This is a genomic window from Paraconexibacter sp. AEG42_29, from assembly GCF_040581415.1.
Taxonomy (GTDB): Bacteria; Actinomycetota; Thermoleophilia; order Solirubrobacterales; family Solirubrobacteraceae; genus Paraconexibacter.
In genome coordinates, this window is the sequence record NZ_CP114014.1 from 2003491 (window position 1) to 2024099 (window position 20609).

The 20609-nt window shown below is 73.7% G+C and carries 23 protein-coding genes and 1 riboswitch; of the genes, 10 read left to right on the plus strand and 13 right to left on the minus strand.

All coding sequences use genetic code 11. From position 1 onward, the window contains the following. The first annotated feature begins 101 nt into the window (after positions 1 to 101). Positions 102 to 893 (plus strand): MOSC domain-containing protein, encoded by a 792-nt coding sequence (locus DSM112329_RS09655; RefSeq protein WP_354701604.1) that lies wholly within the window; start codon positions 102 to 104, stop codon positions 891 to 893. Between the two features lie 84 nt (positions 894 to 977). On the opposite strand, the gene DSM112329_RS09660 is transcribed toward DSM112329_RS09655, so the two are convergent. Continuing rightward, positions 978 to 1229 (minus strand): hypothetical protein, encoded by a 252-nt coding sequence (locus DSM112329_RS09660; RefSeq protein WP_354701605.1) that lies wholly within the window; start codon positions 1227 to 1229, stop codon positions 978 to 980. A gap of 141 nt (positions 1230 to 1370) precedes the next feature. Between DSM112329_RS09660 and DSM112329_RS09665 the strand changes: the two genes are divergently transcribed. The 3 genes from DSM112329_RS09665 (at position 1371) to DSM112329_RS09675 (ending at position 2961) form a co-directional block, all read left to right on the plus strand. Beyond that, complete coding sequence (locus tag DSM112329_RS09665) at positions 1371 to 1712, plus strand: hypothetical protein (protein WP_354701606.1); 342 nt, start codon at positions 1371 to 1373, stop codon at positions 1710 to 1712. A gap of 185 nt (positions 1713 to 1897) precedes the next feature. Continuing rightward, positions 1898 to 2233, plus strand: coding sequence for a hypothetical protein (locus tag DSM112329_RS09670; RefSeq protein ID WP_354701607.1), 336 nt, complete (start codon positions 1898 to 1900; stop codon positions 2231 to 2233). Positions 2234 to 2358: 125 nt separating this feature from the next. After that, positions 2359 to 2961 (plus strand): hypothetical protein, encoded by a 603-nt coding sequence (locus DSM112329_RS09675; RefSeq protein WP_354701608.1) that lies wholly within the window; start codon positions 2359 to 2361, stop codon positions 2959 to 2961. 100 nt (positions 2962 to 3061) lie between these two features. Here DSM112329_RS09675 and DSM112329_RS09680 read toward each other — a convergent pair whose 3' ends face one another. Beyond that, complete coding sequence (locus tag DSM112329_RS09680) at positions 3062 to 3454, minus strand: cupin domain-containing protein (protein ID WP_354701609.1); 393 nt, start codon at positions 3452 to 3454, stop codon at positions 3062 to 3064. Positions 3455 to 3460: 6 nt separating this feature from the next. Here DSM112329_RS09680 and DSM112329_RS09685 point away from each other — a divergent pair, with 6 nt between their 5' ends. Beyond that, positions 3461 to 4333 carry a helix-turn-helix domain-containing protein gene (locus tag DSM112329_RS09685; RefSeq protein WP_354701610.1) on the plus strand — a complete coding sequence of 291 codons (873 nt, stop codon included), beginning with the start codon at positions 3461 to 3463 and terminating at the stop codon, positions 4331 to 4333. Positions 4334 to 4368: 35 nt separating this feature from the next. Here the strand turns inward: DSM112329_RS09685 and DSM112329_RS09690 are convergent, their stop codons facing one another. Next, positions 4369 to 4794, minus strand: a complete 426-nt coding sequence (locus DSM112329_RS09690; RefSeq protein WP_354701611.1) for an SRPBCC family protein — start codon at positions 4792 to 4794, stop codon at positions 4369 to 4371. A gap of 69 nt (positions 4795 to 4863) precedes the next feature. Between DSM112329_RS09690 and DSM112329_RS09695 the strand changes: the two genes are divergently transcribed. Then, positions 4864 to 6282 carry a fenitrothion hydrolase gene (locus DSM112329_RS09695; protein ID WP_354701612.1) on the plus strand — a complete coding sequence of 473 codons (1419 nt, stop codon included), beginning with the start codon at positions 4864 to 4866 and terminating at the stop codon, positions 6280 to 6282. Here the strand turns inward: DSM112329_RS09695 and DSM112329_RS09700 are convergent, their stop codons facing one another. Then, positions 6283 to 6819, minus strand: coding sequence for an adenylate/guanylate cyclase domain-containing protein (locus DSM112329_RS09700; RefSeq protein ID WP_354701613.1), 537 nt, complete (start codon positions 6817 to 6819; stop codon positions 6283 to 6285). Continuing rightward, complete coding sequence (locus tag DSM112329_RS09705) at positions 6816 to 9020, minus strand: cation-translocating P-type ATPase (protein ID WP_354701614.1); 2205 nt, start codon at positions 9018 to 9020, stop codon at positions 6816 to 6818. Before DSM112329_RS09705 ends, DSM112329_RS09700 begins: the two co-directional genes overlap by 4 nt. Positions 9021 to 9282: 262 nt before the next feature. Between DSM112329_RS09705 and DSM112329_RS09710 the strand changes: the two genes are divergently transcribed. Both DSM112329_RS09710 and DSM112329_RS09715 read left to right on the plus strand, forming a co-directional pair. Then, positions 9283 to 10224, plus strand: coding sequence for a manganese catalase family protein (locus DSM112329_RS09710; RefSeq protein WP_354701615.1), 942 nt, complete (start codon positions 9283 to 9285; stop codon positions 10222 to 10224). A 94-nt stretch (positions 10225 to 10318) separates the two neighbouring features. After that, positions 10319 to 10651 carry a hypothetical protein gene (locus tag DSM112329_RS09715; protein WP_354701616.1) on the plus strand — a complete coding sequence of 111 codons (333 nt, stop codon included), beginning with the start codon at positions 10319 to 10321 and terminating at the stop codon, positions 10649 to 10651. Here the strand turns inward: DSM112329_RS09715 and DSM112329_RS09720 are convergent. Both DSM112329_RS09720 and DSM112329_RS09725 read right to left on the minus strand, forming a co-directional pair. Further along, the gene (locus DSM112329_RS09720; RefSeq protein WP_354701617.1) at positions 10648 to 11001 is read right to left on the minus strand and encodes an ATP-binding protein; all 354 of its coding nucleotides are present in this window, start codon (positions 10999 to 11001) and stop codon (positions 10648 to 10650) included. The genes DSM112329_RS09715 and DSM112329_RS09720 overlap by 4 nt on opposite strands. A 201-nt stretch (positions 11002 to 11202) precedes the next feature. Then, positions 11203 to 12600, minus strand: a complete 1398-nt coding sequence (locus DSM112329_RS09725; protein ID WP_354701618.1) for a diguanylate cyclase — start codon at positions 12598 to 12600, stop codon at positions 11203 to 11205. A 309-nt stretch (positions 12601 to 12909) separates the two neighbouring features. On the opposite strand from DSM112329_RS09725, the gene DSM112329_RS09730 reads away from it, so the two are divergent. Together DSM112329_RS09730 and DSM112329_RS09735 are read left to right on the plus strand one after the other, a co-directional pair. Continuing rightward, positions 12910 to 13056 carry a hypothetical protein gene (locus tag DSM112329_RS09730; RefSeq protein WP_354701619.1) on the plus strand — a complete coding sequence of 49 codons (147 nt, stop codon included), beginning with the start codon at positions 12910 to 12912 and terminating at the stop codon, positions 13054 to 13056. Beyond that, a complete protein-coding gene (locus DSM112329_RS09735) occupies positions 13022 to 13864 on the plus strand; it encodes a hypothetical protein (protein ID WP_354701620.1) in 843 nt (280 codons plus the stop codon). The genes DSM112329_RS09730 and DSM112329_RS09735 overlap by 35 nt, the downstream gene beginning before the upstream one ends. A gap of 179 nt (positions 13865 to 14043) precedes the next feature. Here the strand turns inward: DSM112329_RS09735 and DSM112329_RS09740 are convergent, their stop codons facing one another. The 6 genes from DSM112329_RS09740 to DSM112329_RS09765 form a co-directional block, all read right to left on the minus strand. After that, positions 14044 to 14754 carry a (2Fe-2S) ferredoxin domain-containing protein gene (locus DSM112329_RS09740; RefSeq protein ID WP_354701621.1) on the minus strand — a complete coding sequence of 237 codons (711 nt, stop codon included), beginning with the start codon at positions 14752 to 14754 and terminating at the stop codon, positions 14044 to 14046. Beyond that, positions 14751 to 15572 carry an ABC transporter ATP-binding protein gene (locus tag DSM112329_RS09745; RefSeq protein WP_354701622.1) on the minus strand — a complete coding sequence of 274 codons (822 nt, stop codon included), beginning with the start codon at positions 15570 to 15572 and terminating at the stop codon, positions 14751 to 14753. The genes DSM112329_RS09740 and DSM112329_RS09745 overlap by 4 nt, the downstream gene beginning before the upstream one ends. Further along, on the minus strand, positions 15569 to 16603 hold the full coding sequence (locus tag DSM112329_RS09750; RefSeq protein ID WP_354701623.1) for an iron chelate uptake ABC transporter family permease subunit: 1035 nt from the start codon (positions 16601 to 16603) through the stop codon (positions 15569 to 15571). Before DSM112329_RS09750 ends, DSM112329_RS09745 begins: the two co-directional genes overlap by 4 nt. After that, on the minus strand, positions 16600 to 17616 hold the full coding sequence (locus DSM112329_RS09755; protein WP_354701624.1) for an iron ABC transporter permease: 1017 nt from the start codon (positions 17614 to 17616) through the stop codon (positions 16600 to 16602). Before DSM112329_RS09755 ends, DSM112329_RS09750 begins: the two co-directional genes overlap by 4 nt. Positions 17617 to 17637: 21 nt before the next feature. Next, a complete protein-coding gene (locus tag DSM112329_RS09760) occupies positions 17638 to 18717 on the minus strand; it encodes an ABC transporter substrate-binding protein (RefSeq protein WP_354701625.1) in 1080 nt (359 codons plus the stop codon). 51 nt (positions 18718 to 18768) lie between these two features. Then, positions 18769 to 18841, minus strand: a riboswitch (cobalamin riboswitch). A gap of 102 nt (positions 18842 to 18943) precedes the next feature. Further along, a complete protein-coding gene (locus DSM112329_RS09765; RefSeq protein WP_354701626.1) occupies positions 18944 to 20551 on the minus strand; it encodes an alpha/beta hydrolase family protein in 1608 nt (535 codons plus the stop codon). Between the last annotated feature and the right edge of the window lie 58 nt (positions 20552 to 20609).

The window sequence follows — 20609 nt, forward strand, 5'->3', positions numbered from 1 at the left end:
ACGCGGGTGCGCGGTCCGGCGGGTTCTGGGCGGTGCCCCGGCAGGGGGTGTCGGGCCGTGCGCAGCGGTCGGTCTGCTCCTGCGCTGTCAGACTCGGGCGCGTGCCGTCCCGGTCCGCTCTCCCGCGCTGCGTCGCCCAGATCCTGGGGTGCGCGGTGCACGAGGTCCCGCCGGCGGACGAGGGCGCCGACCCGATCGCGTGGACCGGGGCGTGGCTCGGGCGCCGCGGGCTGACGCTGGTCCCCGTCCCGGACGCGCCGTCGTTCGGCTTCGGGGGGCCGTGGATCGCCCGGCTGGCCGACGGGCGCTTCGTCGTGCGCTTCGGTGCGCCGGAGAGCGACACGATCGACGATCCGGACGGGGGCGCCGCGGCGGACGTGGTCGCCGGCTGGACGGTCGTGCCGCTGGACCTCGCCGCCTGGACGCCGCCGGCCGTGCGCGAGCCCACCGCCGGCCACATCGAGGCGGTCCTCGTCTTCGCCGAGCCGACCGGCCCGGCCACCGCCGTCGCGGCCGTCCTAGCGGTCCCCGGTCGCGGGCTCGAGGGCGATCGCTACTGGGCGGGGACCGGCTCGATGGGCGGCACCGAACGGCCCGGGATGCAGCTCACGCTGGTCGCCGCCGAGGACCTCGAGGAGCTCGGCATCCCGGCCGACGTCGCGCGCCGCAACATCGTCACCCGTGGTGTCGATCTGGATGCACTCATCGGCCGCGAGTTCCGGGCCGGCGACGTGGTGCTCGTCGGCCGTCGCCGGTGCGAGCCGTGCGCGCACCTGCAGCGCCTGAGCGGGGACCGCCCGGTCCTGCGACCGCTCGTGCACCGGGGCGGGCTGCGGGCGGACGTCGTCACCGGCGGCACGCTGCGTCCGGGCGACGCGGTCGTGCCGCGCTGACCCAGCCGGGCGGGGTCGCGCCGGGGTCGGGCGCTCGGGGGCTTGCTCGCCCGGGGTCGTGGGTGTGCCAGGCGAGCGCCGCGGCTACTCGCAGCCGACACCGTCGCGGTCGGCGTCGAGCCGGTAGTGGTCGCGGCCGACGACCCGGACCGGTCCCTTGACGTAGTACGGCCCGTTCCCGCTGCCGCCGGCGCAGTCGTAGTCCGAGACGTTCGGCTTCAGGCAGGCGCCCTTGTACGCCGGGTCGCACCGCTGCTTCGCGTCGGCCGGCATGACGGCGGCGGTGCTGCAGACGGCGGCGGCGACCACGGCCGCGATCGGGTGCTTGATGCGCATGCTGCCGCCATCGACAGGCACGCGGCCGTTCTCGAGCACGCCCCAGCGCGCGTGTCCGCGCCGGAACCGTCCGGCTCTGGGTCCTCGTGCCCGGCAGGGTCCCGGGCGGCTCGTCCGCGATGCGCGGGTTACCCTCGGCGGATGTCCTGGGCCGCCCGGCAACGCGTGATGCGTGCACTCGCGACGTCGGCGCTCGTACTTCCGATGTCGTTGCTCGCGGTGTTCGTCGCCGACCGGGAGTGCAACCACCTCGAGGGCGATGTGGCCGTGGCCGTGGGCCCGCGCGGTGATCGGTGCGACGCGCTCATCGCGGACTGGCGGTGGTCGGTGCTGCTGCTCGCGCCGCCGCTCGCCGCGTTCTGCGTGGTGGCGGTGCTGGGTCGGCGGCCGTGGATCGCCTGGACGGCTTGGCTCGGGGCGACGGCGCTGGCCCTGGTGCCGGTGGCGCATCTGTCGACGCTGCGGGCCTACCCGCTGGCCTGAGCCGACTGTCTGGCCCGCCGAGTGAGAGCGCAGGTCGGAATACTCGCCGCGTCGGTGCGCGAGAGCCCGGGGTAGGGTCCGGGCATGCGTCGTAGACGGCTTGGGTCAGCGGTCAGCGTGCCGCTGCTGTCGACGGCAGGCGACAGCGGTCCGGTCGCGGCGCTCGGGAACGACACCTGCCGCTGATGCTCGAGGACCTGCCAGAGGACGCGTGGGACCGCTGGTTCGCGCGCCGTGGGCACCTTGATGTCACCCTGCTGCTGTTCGCGGCCTGGGACCCGGTCGGCGTGCGTGACACGCCCGAGGCCTACGACGAGTACGACTCGTACGCGACCGCCTGCCTGCGGTTCGTCCAGGCCGACGATGCTGAAGGCCTCGCGCGCACGCTCGCCGAGATAGAGCGTTCGAAGATGGGCTTCCGCACCCCGGCCGAGCGACTCCGCGAGACGGCGACGACCATCGTCCAGTCGGCGCGCGCGAGCGCCCAGCGCTGGCTGCTCACGGAGGCCGACGGCCCCTGACGAGCCCGCTCGCGACCGGGTCCGGGCGATGGTGCCGGTGGACGGGCACCCAGTTGTTGACCGACGGTAGATAAGTGGTACGCTCCGACGCGTGGAGCTCTCCCCGCGGCGCGAAGCCGACCCGGATGCGTGACGCCGGGACCTGGCTGGCGATCGCGGCCGTCGCGGGGGTCGTGACGGCCGGTGCCGTGGTGCGCGGGTGGGCGGTGCTCGTCGTGTCGGTCGTCTGCGCGCTCGGCTTCGTCGTGAGCGGCGCCGAGGCGCTCTCGTGGCTGTGGCTCATGGCGATCCTGCCCGTGCTCGCAGCGGCTGCGCTCGTGGGGTGGGGGCTGCGTGCCGTCGCGGGGCCACGCGCATGGCTCGCGCCGGGGGCCTTCCTGGTCGCCGGCGTGATCGCGGCAGCGGGCCTCGCCGCTCAGCGCGCGGCACTGGACCCTGTCCCCGACGCCGTCGCCGCGCGGCTCCCGCACGACACGGGGGCACTCAGCCTGCTGTGCTTCAGGGAGGCGCCCGTCAGCCAGCGACGCTCCGCCCGGCGTCAGGCGCAGGCCCTGACGCGTGCGGTCCGCCAGCGACCCGACGGCCTCGTCACCGTCGTCCGTGTCCTCGCCGAAAGTCCAGGGACGGTCCGAGAGGACCTGACCGTGACCGAGCTCGCGCGGGAGAGCCTGCAGCGCGCGAGCTGCTCGTCGCCCGAGGCCGACGCGGTCCGCCGGGCCCTCGGCTAGGACCAACGACCCCTCGTCCACGGGCCGCGTTCCTCGCGACCTGGAACATCACATGGATGCTCTGGGTCGCACGGAGACGGGGGACGCCCGGAGGCAGCGATCAGTCCGCCGGCCAGAAGCCCGGGTCCATGTGCGACTCGTTCTCGGCGTGCCCGCCGAACGCGAGGACCTCCATGCCGTCGGGGCCGGCCTCCCACTCGCGGACCGTGGCCGGCGGGCAGTAGACCATGTCGCGGGGGCCGACGTCGACGATCTCGTCATCGAGCTTGAAGCGGCCGCTGCCGGCGAGCACGAGGTAGATCTCCTCGGAGACGTCGTGCCGGTGACCGAAGCCGACCCGGCGGCCGGGACGCATCAGGTAATGCCCGAGGCCGACCCGCTCAGCGCCGAGCGCCTCGCGCGGGAAGCGCGCCTCGCCCATGTCGGCCATGCCGAATCCGGGCGCCAGGTCGTCCGCGTCGTCGAGGTTGCTGATCGTGTGCGTTGTCGTCATGGGACGATGATCGGGGTCGCCCGCCGGGAGGTCTTGGAAGAATCCGACACGATGGAGAACCCGCGCGGCATCCTGCGTCCCGGCGCCGTCGGCGAGCTCTTCTCGCTGGATCGACCGCTGCCGCCACCCGACCTGTCCGGCGTGATCGACCACCACTGGATCGTCCGCTGGGACCTCCGCGGCCGTCCCTCGCACCGCTCCGAGGTGATCACGCATCCCGCCGTCCACGTCGTCTTCGAGCCGACCGGGGCGTTCGTCTACGGCGTCCGCCGCCGCCGGGACACGCGGATCATCGCCGGCGCCGGCTGGGCGGTCGGGACGAAGTTCCTCCCGGGCGGGTTCACCGGCCTGGCCGGCCGTCCGCTGGCGGACCTCACGGACAGCGTGCTGCCCCTCGGCGACGTGTTCGGTCCCGCGGGGCTCGCGCTGGAGGCGGCCGCGGCGCAGCAGGACGACCCGGCCGCCAAGCTCGCGCTGCTCAACGACCACCTGCGGAGCCGCTGCCTCACGGCGGAGCCCGACGTGACGCTCGTACGCGAGGTCGTGGCCGCCATGCGGACGGCGACGCCGGGGACGACCGTCGACGACCTCGCGGCCGCCCACCACGTCTCGACCCGGACCCTCCAGCGGCTCTTCCGCCGCCACGTCGGCGTCGGCCCGAAGTGGGTCCTGCAGCGCTACCGCCTGCACGAGGCGCTCGAGCAGCTCGAGGACCGCGCGGGCGCAGACTGGACGCGCCTGGCGCTCGACCTCGGCTACTTCGACCACGCGCACTTCATCCGCGACTTCCGGGCCGTGACAGGCCGCACCCCGGCCACCTATGAACGCGAAGCGCGCTCGGTCCGCCGCCAGGCCGACGCGATCCCCGAAGCCGGGTGAGAAGCGCCGGGGGCAGGGGGGCGCGTCCGCGGCGATCAGGTCCGGCCGATCTCCCGCACCAGGCCATCCCGGGCCTTGCCGCCGAGGCGTCCGAACACGATCGACAGAAGCGGGTCGACGAGCTTCAGGGGACCCTTGAGCGACAGGCGCGCGTCATAGGTCACGTCGGCCAGGCCGCCGTCCCCGGCCGCTACGCTGATCTCGTCGATCGACACCACCCACGAGTTGTCACCACGCAGGACGACGGACGCTCCGCGGGTGACCGCCGTGGTCTCGTACTCCAGCGTGGTGGTCTTCAGCCTCACGCGGTACCGCGACCCGAGCGCGCCGGCCTCGCCGCGCGTCAGCTCGATGGTCTCGATCGATGGGTCCCACGCGGTGACGTTGCGGAAGTCCGCCATGTAGGCGAACGCCTCGTCGACGGTCAGGCGGGACGGGACGGTGGTGACATAACGGGCCATGACGGGTCTACGCAGCGGGCCCGCGGATGGACCGTCGGCCGCCGCCCCGGGACTCGACCTCAGGCAGGGATGGCGGCAACCGTTGCAAAGGCATCGGCGGGTCTCCTGGGTCTCGCCCTCGCGCTTCCGTCGGGCGCCGAGGCCCACGCGACCGAGCTCGTCGGCACGCAGACCCTGGCGATCCCGCGCTGGATGTTCTTCGTCGGTGCGGCGATCGTGCTGGTGATCTCGTTCGCAGCCCTCGGCAAGCTCTGGAGCCGGCCGAAGCTCGCGGTCGCCGCGCAGCGCACGGTGCTCCGCGTCCCGCGCTGGCTGGACCCGCTGTGCGGCGGCGTCGGGGTCGCGGGCTTCGCCGGCCTGGTGTACGCCGGGCTCGCCGGCGATCAGGACCCGGCCCAGAACATCCTGCCGACCGCGGTGTTCGTCGCGTTCTGGATCGGGGTCCCGATCCTGACGCTGCTGTTCGGCGACGTGTTCCGCCCGTTCAACCCGTGGCGCGCGATCGGTCGCGGGACGGGCTGGCTCGTCGGCCGGGTGGGCGGGGACCTGGCCGCCGTGGAGCCGCTGCGCTACCCCCGCAGCTACGGCTACCTGCCGGCGGCCGCCGGGCTGATGACCTTCGTGTTCTTCGAGCTGGCGTACACCGACCGCAACGAGCCGGCGACGCTCGCGGTGCTCGTCCTGATGTACGCGGCGGTGCAGCTGATCGGGATGGCGTGCTTCGGCGTGCAGGTGTGGACGGACCGGGCCGACGCGTTCGCGGTGTACTTCCGACTGTTCGCAAGCCTCTCGCCGCTGCACTGGGCGGGCCGCGAGCTGCAGCTGCGCGTGCCGCTGAGCGGCACCGCCAAACTCGCCGATGTCCCCGGGACGGTGGTCCTGCTGTGCGTGATGATCGGCTCGACGAGCTTCGACGGGTTCACGGTCTCGCGCCTGTGGAACACCATCGCCAAGGACGTCCTGCGGGTCTACAACGACGCCGGGATAGCCGCGGTGCAGGCCGGTGAGCTCACGTTCGCCACAGGGCTGGTCGTCGTCGTCCTCATCATCGGTGCGCTGTACCGGCTCGGCGTGCAGGGCATGCGCCGCCGGGACCGCGAGCACTCGGCCGCCGAGCTCGCGCTGCGGTTCGCGCCGAGCCTCGTCCCGATCGCGCTGGCCTACGTCCTTGCGCACTACTTCGGCCTCCTCACCTACCAGGGGCAGACGCTGATCGCACTCGTGTCGGACCCGCTCGGGCACGGATCGGACCTGTTCGGCACGGCGGACCGGTCGGTCGACTACGAGCTGGTCTCGGCGACGGCCATCTGGTACGTGCAGGTCCTCGTGCTGCTGGTGGGGCACGGCGCCGGGCTGGCGGTCGCCCACGACCGTGCGCTGACGATCTACGCCACACCGGCGGCAGCGGCGCGCTCGCAGCGGTGGATGCTCGGCGTGATGGTGCTCTTCACGCTGCTGGCGTTGTGGCTGCTGTCGGCGCTCGCCTGATCAGGGGGACGACACGGCGTAGAGCCGCGGCGGCGTGCTGACGCCCTGCAGGGGCGTGACGCCGCGGTCGGCGAAGGCCACGTCCCCGGCCGGAGCGAGCGCGGCGGGGATCGCGCCGGTGACGAGGATCTCCCCGGGTGCGGCGAGCGCGGCGACGCGCGCGGTGACGTTCACGGCTGCCCCGAACCAGTCGCTGCCGCGCTGGACGGCGGGCCCGCGATGCATCCCGATGCTGACCGAACGCGGGTCGGCGAGCTCGCGGACCAGCCGCCGCGCGAAGGTGACGGCCTGACCGGCGTCGTCGAAGCGCAGCAGACACGCGTCGCCGAGCATCTTGAAGTCCTCGGCACCGGGCGGGAGCAGCCGGCCGACCTGCGCGCAGAACGCCTGAGCGATGTCGGCGGCGTACTCGTCGCCGTGGCGCTCGGTCAGCATGGTGAACCCGACGAGGTCGGCGATGACGAACACGTGCGGTCGGCCGGAGTCGGTGGCGGCCGCGGCGGCCGGCGCGCCTGCAGTGGACCACGGGCCGCTCACGTGCAGCAGCCTTCGTGGCACGGCGCCACCGGGAGGGCGGCCGTCGGGGCGTCGTCCGGGCGACGACCGAGGAGCCGCATCGCGTTGAGCGTGACGAGCAGGGACGTGCCCATGTCGGCGGCGACGGCGACCACGAGCGTGACCAGGCCGAACGGGGCGAGCACCACGAGGACGCCCTTCAGCGCGAGCGAGGCGATGACGTTCGCGCGCATGATCCGCCGGGCGCGGCGCGCTTCGGTGACCGCGACGGCGAGCCGGTCCAGGCGGTCGGACATCAGCGCGACATCGGAGCTCTGCAGGGCGATGTCCGAGCCCGCTGCCCCCATCGCGACGCCGACGTCGGCGGCAGCGAGCGCGGGGGCGTCGTTGACGCCGTCGCCGACCATCGCGACCCGCCCGTCCTGCTGGAGCGCGCGGATCGCGGCGAGCTTGTCCTCGGGCAGCAGGCCGTGCCGGACATCGGTGATGCCCACCTGCGCCGCGATGGCGGTGGCGACCGGGCCGGCGTCGCCGGTCAACATGGTCACCCGCCGGATGCCGGCCGCCCGCAGCGCCGCGATCGCCGCGGCGGCCTCGGGGCGGGGCCGGTCGGCGAGCGCGAACAGCGCGAGCACCCGGTCGCCCTCGCCGAGCGCGATCACGGTCTGCCCGCCGGCCTGCAGCCCGGACAGGTCGGCGTGCTCGCCACCCGTCATGTCGGCGACCAGCCTCGGCCCGCCCGCCCAGAGGTCGCGGCCCGCGACGGTGGCGCGGGCGCCGCGCCCGGGGAGGGCGCTGAAGTCCCGTGCCTCCGGGAGCGCGAGCCGCTGCTCGCCCGCGGCCTGCACGAGCGCGCGGGCGAGCGGATGCTCGGAGCCTGCCTCGACCGCCGCCACGAGCGCCAGCGCGTCGCCGTGCGCGAGCGTCCCAAAGGGGCGGACGGCCGCCAGGGCCGGTCGCCCGTCGGTCAGGGTCCCGGTCTTGTCCAGGGCGAGTGTGGTGACGTCCGCGAGGTCCTCGAGCGCCTGGCCGCCGGTGATCAGCACGCCCCGGCGGGCGGCGCCACCGACTGCGGAGACCACGGCGACCGGCACGGAAATCACCAGCGAGCACGGGCACGCGACGATCAGCAGCGCGAGCGCCCGGTACAGCCACGTGTCGAAGTCCCCGCCGAACGCCGTAGGCACGACGGCGAGCACGGACGCCGCCAGCACGACGGCCGGGGTGTAGATCCGCGCGAAGCGGTCGACGAACCGCTCGGCCGGGGCCTTGCTCGCCTGGGCGTCCTGGACCATCGCCGCCACGCGCGAGAGCGTCGACTGCGCGGCCGGACGGGTCGCGGTGACGACCAGCGCGCCCTCCGCGTTCAGCGCTCCGGCGAAGACGTCGTCACCGGGGCCGACATCGACGGGGATCGACTCGCCGGTGATCGGCGACTGGTCGACCGCCGACGTGCCGGAGTGCACGGTCCCGTCGAGCGCCAACCGCTCGCCGGGACGCACGACGAACCGCATGCCGGTCTGGACCTCGGCGGCCGGGAGGGTCCGCTCGACGTCGCCGGCGAGAACGCGGACCTCGGTGGGGGCGAGGTCCATGAGGTCGCTGACCGAGCGCCGCGAGCGCTCGAGCGCAAGCGTCTCGAGCGTCGTCCCGACCGCGAACAGCACCAGCACCCACGCGCCCTCCCCGTACGCGCCGATCCCGACGCCGCCGATGGCGGCCAGCGCCATGAGCACGTTCATGTCGAGGCTTCCGGTCCGCAGCGCCGCGATCGCGGCACGTCCGGCGGGCCAGCCGCCCACGACCATCGACGCGAGGTACAGCACGGCGTCCGGCCCGCCCGTGAGCGTGAACAGCACACCGAGCAGCAGCAGCGGCACCGACACGGTCGTCGACAGCGCCCGCGCGTCCCGGCGCCAGAACGGCAGCGCCTCCCGGCGGCCGGACTCGTCCCGGACGCGGTAGCCGGCCGCCACCGTCGCCGAGCGGACCGCGGCAGCCGTGACCGGTCCGTCGACGACCAGCGTCCCGGCGCCGAACGACACCACAGCGCCGCGGACGTCCGGGAGCGCCAGGACCGCCTTCTGCAGCGTCGCGGCGCAGGCGGCGCAGTCCATCCCGTCGATCAGGTACCGGGAGCGTTCGTCGTCGGTGCGCGGGGCCGCGGTCGACGCCGCGTCCGGAGCCGCCGTCGGCAGCATCGGGAGCTCGACCGGGCTCACCCGGGCACCGCGCCCGCCGGGAGTGCCTGAACTCGGGGGAAGACGCGGACCTCCGTCCGCTCGGAGCTCCACGTCAGGCCGACCATGCCGACAAGCTAACGAGCGTTGCGACCGGGACGGCGAACCTGGGACTCGTCCTCGCCAAGACCAGGTGGGGAGCCACGTCGACGCGTGTTCTGACCGTCCGCCGGAACGACCCGGTTGCCAGCCACGCGATGGGGAAGACGCGCAGCTCCGTCCCAGACCGATCGAGGTAGACCCGATGATTCTCCGCTACGACAAGGTCGGCGTCCAGCTGCCGCCGCCGTCCGATTTCGACCCCGCCGGCGCCGCCGTCGTGCAGGAGCTCATGGGCGGCCGCTTCGGCGAGATGTCGACGTTCATGAACTACACGTTCCAGAGCTTCAACTTCCGCAACCGCCAGGGCGCACGGCCGTTCTACGACCTCATCGCGAACATCGCCGCCGAGGAGTTCGGCCACATCGAGATCGTCGCCGCGGCGATCAACACGATGCTCACCGACGTCGACGCCACCAAGTCCAAGCCGAGCCCGAAGAAGTCGCCGCTGCTGGGCGTGCACCAGCAGCCCGGTGCGTTCAACCCGCAGCAGTTCATCGGCGGCGGCCCCGGCACCCTCTGCGCGGACTCCAACGGCAACCCGTGGACCGGCGCGAACGTCTTCAGCTCCGGCGACCTCATCGAGGACCTGACGCACAACTTCTTCCTCGAGACCGGCGCCCGCAACAACAAGCTGAAGGTCTACCAGATGGTCGACCACCCGGCCGCTCGTGCCCTGACGGGCTACCTGATGGTCCGCGGCGGCGTGCACCAGGTCGCCTACGCGCGCGCGGTCGAGCACCTGACCGGCGCCGACCTGACGAAGCTCTTCCCGTCCCCGCGGATCCCGACGGACAAGATCCCCGAGTGCAAGCCGTACATCAAGAAGGGCGAGCACCTGAAGCTCTATCGCTGGTCGCCCGAGGACTACCGCGAGATCGCGGCCGTCTTCAACGGGCCCCATCCGGAGACCGGCGAGGACCTGCAGGTCGTCGACGAGGCGCCCGAGGGCTTCGCGCCGAATGACCTGCCCGACCAGCCGGCGTCGTTCGCCGGCGACTACGCGCCGGAGGAGATCGCCGAGATCGCGACCCGGCTACGCAAGGACGCGGGCCTCGGCGACGTGCCGCTCGGCGTCGTGGCGTAGGACGACGGGAGGGATCGGGGGCGCGCCGCTGTCGGCGGCCTCCGGTTCACGCCAAAGCCTGACCGGATGCCCGTCTACGGATACCCTCGCCGTCATGTCCGACGAGCTGTACGCCGAGAGGGTCGCCGGGAACGAGGTCGCGTTCCGGCGCGTCAACGAGAGCCTGCGTGCCTCGACGGTGGCAGCGGACCACGACCAGCCGCATCCCTTCTGCTGCGAGTGCGGGCGCATCGGGTGCAGCGAGCTCCTGCAGCTGAGGCTGGCGCAGTACGAGCAGGTCCGGGCGAACCCGCGGCAGTTCTTCGTCGTCGACGGCCACCAGATCGACGAGGTCGAGGAGGTCGTGGCACGGCACCCGGGCTTCCTGATCGTCCAGAAGAGCGGGACCGCCGGCGCGATCGCCGCCGCTGAGGACCCTCGCGGCTAAGGCAGGCAGAAGCGCATGAGCACGCTGGTCCCGCCGTCCTTCGCGGTGGTGACCCGCAGCGTGTCGGTGAGCTGCTCGATGATGAGCAGTCCCTGTCCGAGCCCGCCGGGACTCCGGGCATGGCCGAGCCCGGGCCCGGTGTCGCGGACGACGATCTCGAGCGCGTCCTCGGCACCGGAGATCTGCAGGTCGATCACGCCGTCGGCGACGCCGGCGTAGGCGTGGATCACCGCGTTGGAGACGGCCTCGCTGACCGCGATCGCGACCGCGTCGATCGTGTCCTCGCGCGCGCCGAGCGCAGCCGCCCGCTCACGGCACCGCATCCGAACCGCGGCGACGGACGACGGCACGGCAGCGAGTCGCTCGGTCGTGACCTGACCGGGGTCCGACGGTTGCCGGCGTGACGCTTCATCCACCCTGCGGGCCTTCCCTGGGACGTGCTGCCTGAACCGGCCGGTCATCCTGCCGTCGTCCCCAGCCTACGTCAGCGGCTTGCGCAGGTATCGCTGCTCCGTGTCCATAGGGACGAGCGCGACGCTGCCGTCTGCACGTCAGGGCGCGAGGCGCGGGAGCGGTTTCGTCCGTCGCTGGACCGCGAGCGCCGCGTCGGCACGCGCGACGACCTCGGCGGTGCTCTCGTGTGGTCGTAGCGCTGCGAGCCCGACCGTGATGAACGCGGCGTCCGGGGCGATCGCGAGTCGAGCTTCGATCGTTGCGAAGCGCGCGCGGGCCGCGTCGAGTCCCGCGTCCGCGAGCGAGCAGACGAACTCGTCGCCACCGACACGTGTGATCAGGTCGTACGTGCGCAGGTGCTGTCGCAGTGCGGCCACGACGCGCACCAGGAGCACGTCGCCGGCAGCGTGTCCCTGCTCGTCGTTGACGCGCTTGAGGCCGTCGACGTCGACGTAGGCCACGACGAGTCCGAGCCCCGTGCGACGCGAGCGCTCGACCTCGCGCGCCAGCTCACGCAGGCCGACGCCGCGCGTCCTCGCCCCGGTCAGCGGATCGCTCTCGGTCTGGGCGATCCGGCCGAGCAGCTCGTTGCGGTCCGTGGTGGAGTGCAGCCGCCCGCGAGCGGAGACCTGGCGGTCCTCGGCCGAGCTGCGCCGGTCGCGGCCGGCGGCCGCCTCGTGCTCGGCAGCGCTCGTCCGTCGCTCGTCCGCGCGCTCGCGCTCGCCGGCGTTGGGCCTGCGCTCGGCTGCATCGCGTTCGAGCCGCACCGTCCGGGCGGCGGACTGCACCTCGCGCGCGTCGGCCTCGCGGTCGCGCTCAAGAGCGCTGAGGTCACGGGAATGCGCGACGGCGTCGCGCGACTCGGCGGCCCGCTGGATGTCGTGGCTGCTCGACGCCGCTGTGTCGGCGGTCAGGAGCAGGTCGTCCGGGCGTCGGCCCAGTGCCGCCATGGGCAGACGCAGGATCGCGTGGGTCCCGCGCGGAGACCGGGCGACGATGCCGAAGCTGCCGGACAGCCGCGCAGCCGTCCGCTCCACGCGCTGCAGCCCCAGGTGACCGTCGGCGCGCGCAATGCGGGCCGCGCCGGGCTCGAACCCGAGGCCGTCGTCGGTGACCTCCAGGACGAGGTCGTCGCCCGCTGCCGTCAGGACGACGGCAGCGGCCGCGGCGTGCGCGTGCTGGACGACGTTGCTCAGGAGCTCGCGGACGGTCTCCCGGAGGAAGGCGTCGTTGTACCCGTCGACCGCGGGCTGCACGTCCACCGTGATGCGGACATCGCTGCGCAGGCTCAGCGCGTGCGCGATCCGGCCGATCGCCACACTGAGCGGCAGCTCCTGCAGCGTCTCCTCGTGCATCGTCCCGGTCAGCGCACGCAGCTCGGCCACGGCGCCCTCCAGCGCCGCGCCGAGGGCCGGCAGCGCAGCGCCGTGAACCTCCCGTGCCTCCGCGAGCTCCTGCTGCGCGACCATCAACAGCTGGAGCGGGCCGTCGTGCATGACGTTCGCCAGCGTTGTGCGCTCGCCGGCTATCGCGCGACGAAGGCGGTCCTCTTCGTGGCCGTCATCCCTCGAGGTCGTAGGAGGTGCCCCCCGAGCGGGAGTACCTGGAGTCGACGCGCTGGGTGCCTGCTTGTCTGACCATCAGCTGCCTATCGTAGATGACGATCCCCCGCGTGCCGTCCAGCTTGGCGGTGGTGATGTGCGTGCTCGACCCCGAACCGGCGCCGGAAGGCTTGTGGCAGGTCGCGGGCCGGCCTGTCGCGAAGCAGATGTGTCGTGCGGAGCTGAGGGGGTAGCAGCCCGCCCATGAGCGATCAACGCGATTCCCCGCCCAGCGACCCCCGCGACTCCGAGAAGGACACGGAGGACGACCCGTACGCCGGCACGCTCGAGAAGCCGCGGAGCGAGGACGAGGGCGGTGACGGCGTCACCGATCCCATCCCCGACGCATGAGCGACCCCGCGCGGGTCGACGCCCGCCGGCGGCGCTGCTGAAGGCCGTAGAGGCAGCGCCGCCGAACGCCGCCGCCGAGGCGGTCGGGGACGTTCTCGGCGACGCGCTCGGGGCCCGCGACGTCAGCTTCCTTATCGCCGACTACAGCGGCCAGTCGCTCATCCGGCTGAGCCACTCCGACGGCGCGGGCGGCCACAGCGCGGGACGCGAGCGCGCCGAGACGGTGCCACTCGCCGGCACGCCCCAGGGCGAGGCGCTGCTCACGCAGGACGTGCAGGTCGTGCGCCGCGACGGCACCAGTTGGGTCTACGCGCCCGTGACCAGCCGCGGCGAGGCCGTGGGAGTGCTCGAGCTGGTGGTCGACGGCGACGTCGCGACCGACGTCAGCGCGAGCATCGCGGTGATCGCGCACGCCCTGGCTTACGTCGTCATCGTCAACCGTCGTTTCACCGACCTCTTCGAGTGGGGCCAGCGCACGCTCCCGCTCTCCCTGGAGGCCGAGATCCAGCACCGGCTGCTGCCCGGGTCCTACACGTGCGAGGGAGGGCAGTTCACGCTGGCCGGCTGGCTGGAGCCCGCGGGGGCATGCTGGAACGGACCGCGGCGTCCGTCGACGCTGCCTCGGTCCTCACGGCGGCGCGGCACCTGCATCCACGGGAGGCCGTGCAGCGCCTCGTCCGGGAGGTGGTCGCGGCCTGCGGCGGCGACCTGCGCGACGACGCGACGGTGCTGTGCCTCGACTGGCACGGCGGCAGGTCCGCGGTGCGCGACGCGCGGGCCGGCGCGGACACCTAGCCGAAACCGTTGACGACCGGGGAGGGGGCTCCGTGCGCCGCACACAACGCCGGGCGCAGCGTCGGTGGCCGGTCCCAGCACCGTGCAGCCGCTTTGTTCCGCGATCGCCCCAGCAGCGCCGGCAGGCTGGTCGAGGTGACGTTCGCGGGGCGGTCGTCACCCGCTCGGTGCCGTTGAGGCGGAGCCGCGCCGTCAGGCGCCACGCTCGCGGGCCGCGTCGACAACCGTCGCACCGCCGATCAGGTGCTCGTCGACGATCCGGGTGACGAGGTCCTCGTCGAGCGCGCCGTACCACTGGTCCTCCGGGTGGACGATCAGCAGGGGACCGTGGTTGCACGGGTAAAGGCATCCGGTGCGGGTGACGAGGACGTCGTCGTCGCCGAGGCCCCGGGCCTCCAGCACGTCGAGCAGCCGGCGGTGGTTGCGGGCCGCGCCGCGGGCAGAGCACCGCGGCCCACGGCAGATCAGGACGTGGTGGCGATGCTGCGGGATGCGCGACCACGCGGGCTCCGACAGTGCCGCAGGACTTGCGTCGATCGCGACAGTCGGGCGTGACATGGCATTCGCGACGAGGCGCTCGCCGTGGGTCCGCGGGAGCGATGTGGTGATGGCGACCGGCGGCCGGCCGGGACCGCGGGCGCCCCACTCGGCTGCCACGCGGCGCGTCCAACCCGCGAGGTTCGCGTCGGCGGGAACGGCCAGCGGAGTGAGGATGACCTCGCTCGCACCCGCGGCCACCGCGGCGTCGAGGGCGTCGGTGAGGGCGGGCGTCCCGCCGGCGAGGAACGCGACCGCGACCCGCGTGTCCAGCCGCTGCGCCGCCGCCGCCGCGAGGCGTCGCAGGGCCGCCTCGCGACCGCTGCCGTCGGCGTCGCGGACGACGATGATCCGGTGGACGCTCATCCCGGTGACCCGGTTTCGCGGCGGTCGCTGCTGGCGACCGGGTGGACGACGGGGGTGCCGGTGACCGGATCGGGGATGACCCGGCAGGCGACGCCGAAGACCGCCTGGACGAGCTCGCCGGTGATGATGTCGGCCGGCGCGCCCTGGGCGACGATCGCGCCGCTGCGCATCGCGACCAGATGGTGCGCGTAGCGGGCGGCGAGGTTCAGGTCGTGGAGGACCGCGACGATCGTGCGGCCCCGCTCAGCGTTGAGCTGCTCGAGGAGGTCGAGGATCTCGAGCTGGTAGGCGAGGTCGAGGAACGTGGTCGGCTCGTCGAGCAGCAGCAGCGGCGTGTCCTGCGCGAGGGCGACGGCGATCCAGACGCGCTGACGCTGGCCGCCGGAGAGCTCGTCGACGCGGCGCGTGGCGAGGTCGGTCGTGCGGGTGGCGGCGAGCGCGCCGGCGACGGCGTCGCGGTCGGCGGCCGACCACTGGCGCAGCCACCGCTGGTGCGGGTTGCGGCCGCGGCTGACCAGGTCCTCGACGATGACGCCGTCGGGTGCGATCGGCTGCTGCGGCAGCATTCCGACCCGGGTGGCGACCTCGCGCGTGGGCCGGTGGTGGATGTCGGTGCCGTCCAGCAGGACCTGGCCGGCGTCGGGCTTCATCAGCCGGGCGAGCCCGCGCAGGAGCGTGGACTTGCCGCAGGCGTTCGGGCCGACGATCGCGGTGACGCGGCCCTGCGGCACCTCGAGCGTGAGGCCGTCGACCACCGGCGGACCGCCGCCGAAGCCGAGGGTCAGCCCGCGCGCAGACAGGGTGGGCGTGTCGGTCATCCGGTGGCTCCGGTGCGGTTGGCGCGGACGAGCAGGGCGAGCAGGACCGGCGCGCCGAGGACCGCGGTCACCACGCCCACGGGGAGCTCCAGCGGGGCGATGACGCGGCGCGCTGCGAGGTCGGCGGCGCTGAGGAGCAGCGCCCCGCAGGCGGCCGACGGGAGCAGGCCGAGGTGCCGCGGGTCGATCAGGCGACGGGCGATCTGCGGGGCGACGAGGGCGACGAAGGCCACCGGGCCGGCGACCGCCGTCGCCGCGGCGGCCAGCGCGACGGCGGTGACCAGGATCACGGCCCGCGCGGCTTCGACCCGTGTGCCCTGCAGCCGCGCGAGGTCGTCGCCGAGCTCCAGGCTGCGCAGCTGCCGGTTCTGCGTGGCGAGCAGCGGGATCAGCACCGCGGCGACCACCGTGATCGACCAGGCCTGCGTCCAGTCGCGGCTGACGAGGCTGCCCGTGAGCCAGATCTCGGCCGCACGGGCGTCGTACAGGTCCGCCCGCGTGAGCACGTAGGACGTGACCGACCCGAGCGCCGCAGCCACGCCGATCCCGACGAGGACGAGCCGGTACGGGCTCAGTCCGCGCCGATAGGCGAGTCCGTAGACGAGGACGGCGCAGACCAGCGCGCCGGCGAGTGCGGCGAGGCTGATCGCGACCCCGGTGGCCCGGAACCAGACGATCCCGATGACCGCCGCGGTGGCCGCGCCGGCGTTGATCCCGATGACGTCGGGGCTGGCCAGGACGTTGCCCGCGACCCGCTGAAAGACGCAGCCGGACGCGCCGAGCGCTGCGCCTGCCGCCAGGCCGCAGATCGCGCGCGGCAGCCGCAGCTCCTGCACGACGTAGACCGACCGCGGCGGCCCGTCCCCGAGTACCGCGGCCGGGACGTCGGCGATCGCGATCGGGAAGTCCCCGACGGTGAGCGTGACCACCACGGCAGCGAGCGCGGTGAGGGCCAGCAGCCCGGTGACCAGCACCGTGCGGACAGAGGCGCTGCCGGGGCGGCGGGCGGGCGCCTGGCTGCGCGCGATCACAGGCCGCTCAGGCGCTGGCGACGGACGAGGAGGATGAAGACCGGCGCGCCGACGAGGGCGGTGACGATGCCCACCTGGATCTCCTGCGGGCGAGCGACGACGCGGCCGACCGTGTCGGCGACCACGAGCAGCGTCGCGCTCAGGACCGCCGCGTACGGCAGCAGCCAGCGATGGTCGGGACCGGTGATCGCCCGGGCCGCGTGCGGCACCGTGAGCCCGACGAACCCGATCGGCCCCGCGGCCGCCGTCGCGCTGCCCGCCAGCAGCACGACCGCTGCTGCCCCGGTCCCCCGCGTCCAGGCCAGCCGGCGACCGAGGGCCACGGCCAGCTCGTCGCCCAGGGCCAGGACGTTCAGGCCGCGGGCGAGGCCCGCGCTGAGCGCGATGCCGACGAGGACGAACGGCAGCAGCGGCGCGACGACGCCCTGGCTGGTCCCGTTCAGCGACCCGACGACCCAGAAGCGGTACTGGCGCAGCGTGTCGAGGTCCAGGAACGTGAACGCCGAGGTGATCGCGCCCAGCATCGCCGAGACGCCGACGCCGGCGAGCGCGAGCTTCACCGGCGTGGCGCCGGTCGGGCCGGTCGACGCGAGCAGGTAGACCAGGCCGCCGCCGAGCGCCGCGCCGAGGAAGGCGAACCACACGTAGCCGCTCAGCGTCGTGATGCCGAGGGTGGCGATCGCGAGCACCGCCGCCAGCGAGGCGCCCGCCGTCACCCCGAGGATGTCGGGCCCGGCGAGCGGGTTGCGCGTCAGGCCCTGCGCCAGCGCACCCGCGACGCCGAGCGCGGCGCCCGCCTCGATCGCGACCAGGGTGCGCGGCACCCGCACGTAGCGCACCGCGCGCTGCACGTTGGAGCCGTCGAAGCCCGAGTAGGCGTCGACGACGTCGCGCACCGCGACGTTCCCGTTGCCGACCAGCACCGAGCACACCGCGGCCGCGGCCAGCAGCAGCAGTGCGCCGGCCAGCCCGGCGGCCTTCGCCGCCGGGTGGCCGAGCAGTCCCTCGTTCATCGCCGCGACCGGCGCGGCCGTCTACTTGACCCGGTCGGGGTGCAGCCAGCGGGCGACCATGCTGACCGAGTTCGCGAGCCGGACCCCGCCGCTCACGTCCGCGAAGCCGATCGAGTAGACGTGGCGGTTCTTGACCGCCGGCACGTTCGCCAGCGCCTTCTCCTTCAGGATCGCCGCGACCTCCTTGGTCGCGCCCGACGACGGCAGGTTCGTGTCGCAGCACGCCTCGACGAGGATGAAGTCGGGGTTGCGCTTCAGGATTTCCTCGACGCCGACCTTCGGGTTGTAATGCCCCTTGAGCTCGGGGAAGACGTTCGTGCCGCCGGCGAGCTTGATGATCTCGTCGGCCGGGTCGACCGTGCCGTAGACGCCGAACCCGTCCTTGCCGTAGCTGACCATCGCCACCGACGGCTTCGGGGCCCCGGCGACCGCCTGCTGCACGCCCGCGACCTCCGCCTTCATCGCGGCGATCGTCTTCTCCGCCGCTGCCTTCCGGCCGAAGACCGTGCCGAGCCCGCGGAGGTTCTCGTAGACCGTGTCGATGGTGACTGACGGCGTCCCGAGCTTGTCCTGGTCCTCGCCGTCCTTGCGCGGGCAGACGGTCGTCACGAGCCACGAGTCGATCCCGAGCTCCGAGAGGCTCGCCCGCGAGCCGTACTGCTCCGCCGTGAACACCCCGGGGAAGCCGCTGATGACGAAGTCCGCTCCGCGCTTGAGGAGCTCCTCCTTGCTCGGGATGTCCTTGAAGTACGTCGTGCCCTTCTGCTGCGCGGCGTACTCCGGCAGGATCGTGTTGTCGATGTACGCGGTCCCGACGAGCTGGTCGGTCAGGTCGAGCGCGTGCGCGAGCTCGATCGCCGGCTGGTAGACCGCGAAGATCTTCGACGGCGCCTTGCGGACCGACACGTCGATCCCGCAGTCCTTCACGGACGTCGCTGCGGTCGCAGTCGTCGTGGCGGCGCCGGGCGCGGTCGGCGTCGAGGCGGATCCGGAGTCGTCGGAGCCGCAGGCTCCGAAGGTCAGGCCGAGCGCGACGACGGCCAGCGGGGCAAGGGCACGGCGGCGAGCACGCCGACCGGGCAGGGGCAGAGCAACAGACATTGAGACCTCCTCGGGATTACGCGTCCCGTCAGCGGGGTGATCGAGAAGGAGGAGTTCCTGGCTTCGGCCCCCGGAGGGACCGTTCACAGTGGCGCGACCGCGCCGGCTTTCCACCGGCTTCCTCGCTCCGTCTCGCTGAAGGCCGTGACGCTATCACTCCCGTCAGCGGGCTAACCCGCGCGGCAGCCGTTGTGCGGTCAGCGCCGCCGCCCGCAACCCCGCCGGATCAGCGGGAGAGCCGCAGCGCGCGCGTCGCCGCGACCACGTGGCCGAACCCGTCGCGGCCGCGGAGCGTGGCCGCGTAGCGACCGGGCGCAAGGCGCGGGAGGGGGCGGCACCGCGCAACGGTCGTCGCCCGCGACAGGCGGACCGTCGCCGCGGTGCTGCGCCGACCGGCCCGGCGGACGGTGATCGTCGCCCGTGGGATCGATCCCCCGATGGCCCGGACGCACACGCGGCCGGCGCGGAGCGTGGTGAAGGACGCGCGGGCGTGGGGCCGCAGCACGACCGCGGCGGTGGCGGACGCGGTCGGGGCACCGCGCGTGTACTGCTGGACCGCGTGCGGGGGTCCGAGGTCGACGGGCACGGCGAGGCGGCCGGCCGCGTCGGGCCGCACGACGGTGGTGGCCCCGCCGGTGACGACGTCGACCTTCGTCAGGCGCGGGAAGAACGGCGGGGTCGTGACGCGGGTCGCGCCGCTGCCCGTGACCGTCAGCCCGCTGCGCCCGGCGTCGCGGAGCTCGAGGAACTCGAGCGCGCGTGCGGGGTCGGCCGCGACGTCCCAGCCCCATACCGCGAAGCGTGGCTCGATCGCGCGGAAGGAGAAGCGCGCGGGGACCTTACGGGGCCGGGCGAAGGCGGCGGTGAATGCAGGCAGGCTGTCGGCGATCTCGCGCGCGAAGTTCGGGACCGAGTGGCAGCCGGCGGGATACTCGACGAAGCGGTGCGGGACCTGTGCCGCCGTGAGCGCACGGTGGAAGCTGCGGCTGCCGTTCGCGACGGCGATCTCCAGCGCGCAGCCGGGCAGGTCACCCGGCTGCTCGCCGAGCGCAGGATCGAGGGTGCCGTCGGCGGTGAGGACCTGCAGGTCGACGTCCCGCAGGTTGCCGACCAGATCGACGGGGTTGTGGCCGCGCCAGCGGACCTCCTGCGTGCCCCGCGGACCGTAGATCGCGTCCGGCGATCCGCCCTGCAGCAAGGGGCTCGCCGTCAGCACCTCCTGGTTGGGATGCAGGTTGCTGTCGCCCGCGCCCGAGAGGCTGGACGCGGCGGTGAAGAGGTCAGGGTGCCGCGCGGCGAGCATCATCACGCCGTAGCCGCCCATCGACTCGCCGAAGATGGCGCGGTGCGCGCCGCCCGGAGCCGTGCGGTAGGTGGCGTCGATCAACGGAATCAGCTGGTCGATCACGAAGGTCTCGTACTGCGGCGCCCCGCCGGCGCCGCCGTTGTACCAGTCGCTCCAGTAGCCGCTGTCGCCGCGCGGCGCGACGATGATCGACCCGTACCCGCGGGTCAGCCGCTCACCGCCGTACGAGGCGAACGTCGTCTCGTCGTGGTTCGTCCCGCCCAGGTAGTAGGTCACCGGCCAGCGCCGGGCGGGCTGTTCGGCGTAGCCGACCGGGAGGTAGACCTGGACCTTCACCGGCCCTGCGAACGCCGTCGTCGCGACGGTCAGCTCGATTCCGCGGTCGCCGAGCGGCCGCTGCGCGCTGATCCTGGCCTCGCCGGCGCGAGCCGAGGGGGCGGTTAGCACGAGCAGCACGACAGCGCCCAGGAGCGCGGCTGCCGCCGCGAGTCCGTCGTGGCGAGTCTTCTGGCCACCTGTTGCGAGCATCCCTGACCCTCCTCCGGTACGCCGGGGATCGGCGTGGGAAGACCATGCCAGAGGGCGG

Excerpts from the sequence above, each read along its gene's own strand:
- DSM112329_RS09725 (WP_354701618.1), bottom strand. The coding sequence starts at position 12,600 with ATGCACGACGGCCCGCTCCAGCTGTTGATGGTCGCGCAGCAGGAGCTC.
- DSM112329_RS09680 (WP_354701609.1), bottom strand. The coding sequence starts at position 3,454 with ATGACGACAACGCACACGATCAGCAACCTCGACGACGCGGACGACCTG.
- DSM112329_RS09765 (WP_354701626.1), bottom strand. The coding sequence starts at position 20,551 with ATGCTCGCAACAGGTGGCCAGAAGACTCGCCACGACGGACTCGCGGCG.
- DSM112329_RS09665 (WP_354701606.1), top strand. The coding sequence starts at position 1,371 with ATGTCCTGGGCCGCCCGGCAACGCGTGATGCGTGCACTCGCGACGTCG.
- DSM112329_RS09745 (WP_354701622.1), bottom strand. The coding sequence starts at position 15,572 with ATGACCGACACGCCCACCCTGTCTGCGCGCGGGCTGACCCTCGGCTTC.
- DSM112329_RS09670 (WP_354701607.1), top strand. The coding sequence starts at position 1,898 with ATGCTCGAGGACCTGCCAGAGGACGCGTGGGACCGCTGGTTCGCGCGC.
- DSM112329_RS09715 (WP_354701616.1), top strand. The coding sequence starts at position 10,319 with ATGTCCGACGAGCTGTACGCCGAGAGGGTCGCCGGGAACGAGGTCGCG.
- DSM112329_RS09675 (WP_354701608.1), top strand. The coding sequence starts at position 2,359 with ATGCGTGACGCCGGGACCTGGCTGGCGATCGCGGCCGTCGCGGGGGTC.
- DSM112329_RS09740 (WP_354701621.1), bottom strand. The coding sequence starts at position 14,754 with ATGAGCGTCCACCGGATCATCGTCGTCCGCGACGCCGACGGCAGCGGT.
- DSM112329_RS09695 (WP_354701612.1), top strand. The coding sequence starts at position 4,864 with ATGGCGGCAACCGTTGCAAAGGCATCGGCGGGTCTCCTGGGTCTCGCC.
- DSM112329_RS09660 (WP_354701605.1), bottom strand. The coding sequence starts at position 1,229 with ATGCGCATCAAGCACCCGATCGCGGCCGTGGTCGCCGCCGCCGTCTGC.
- DSM112329_RS09710 (WP_354701615.1), top strand. The coding sequence starts at position 9,283 with ATGATTCTCCGCTACGACAAGGTCGGCGTCCAGCTGCCGCCGCCGTCC.
- DSM112329_RS09685 (WP_354701610.1), top strand. The coding sequence starts at position 3,461 with ATGATCGGGGTCGCCCGCCGGGAGGTCTTGGAAGAATCCGACACGATG.
- DSM112329_RS09755 (WP_354701624.1), bottom strand. The coding sequence starts at position 17,616 with ATGAACGAGGGACTGCTCGGCCACCCGGCGGCGAAGGCCGCCGGGCTG.
- DSM112329_RS09690 (WP_354701611.1), bottom strand. The coding sequence starts at position 4,794 with ATGGCCCGTTATGTCACCACCGTCCCGTCCCGCCTGACCGTCGACGAG.
- DSM112329_RS09730 (WP_354701619.1), top strand. The coding sequence starts at position 12,910 with ATGAGCGATCAACGCGATTCCCCGCCCAGCGACCCCCGCGACTCCGAG.
- DSM112329_RS09760 (WP_354701625.1), bottom strand. The coding sequence starts at position 18,717 with ATGTCTGTTGCTCTGCCCCTGCCCGGTCGGCGTGCTCGCCGCCGTGCC.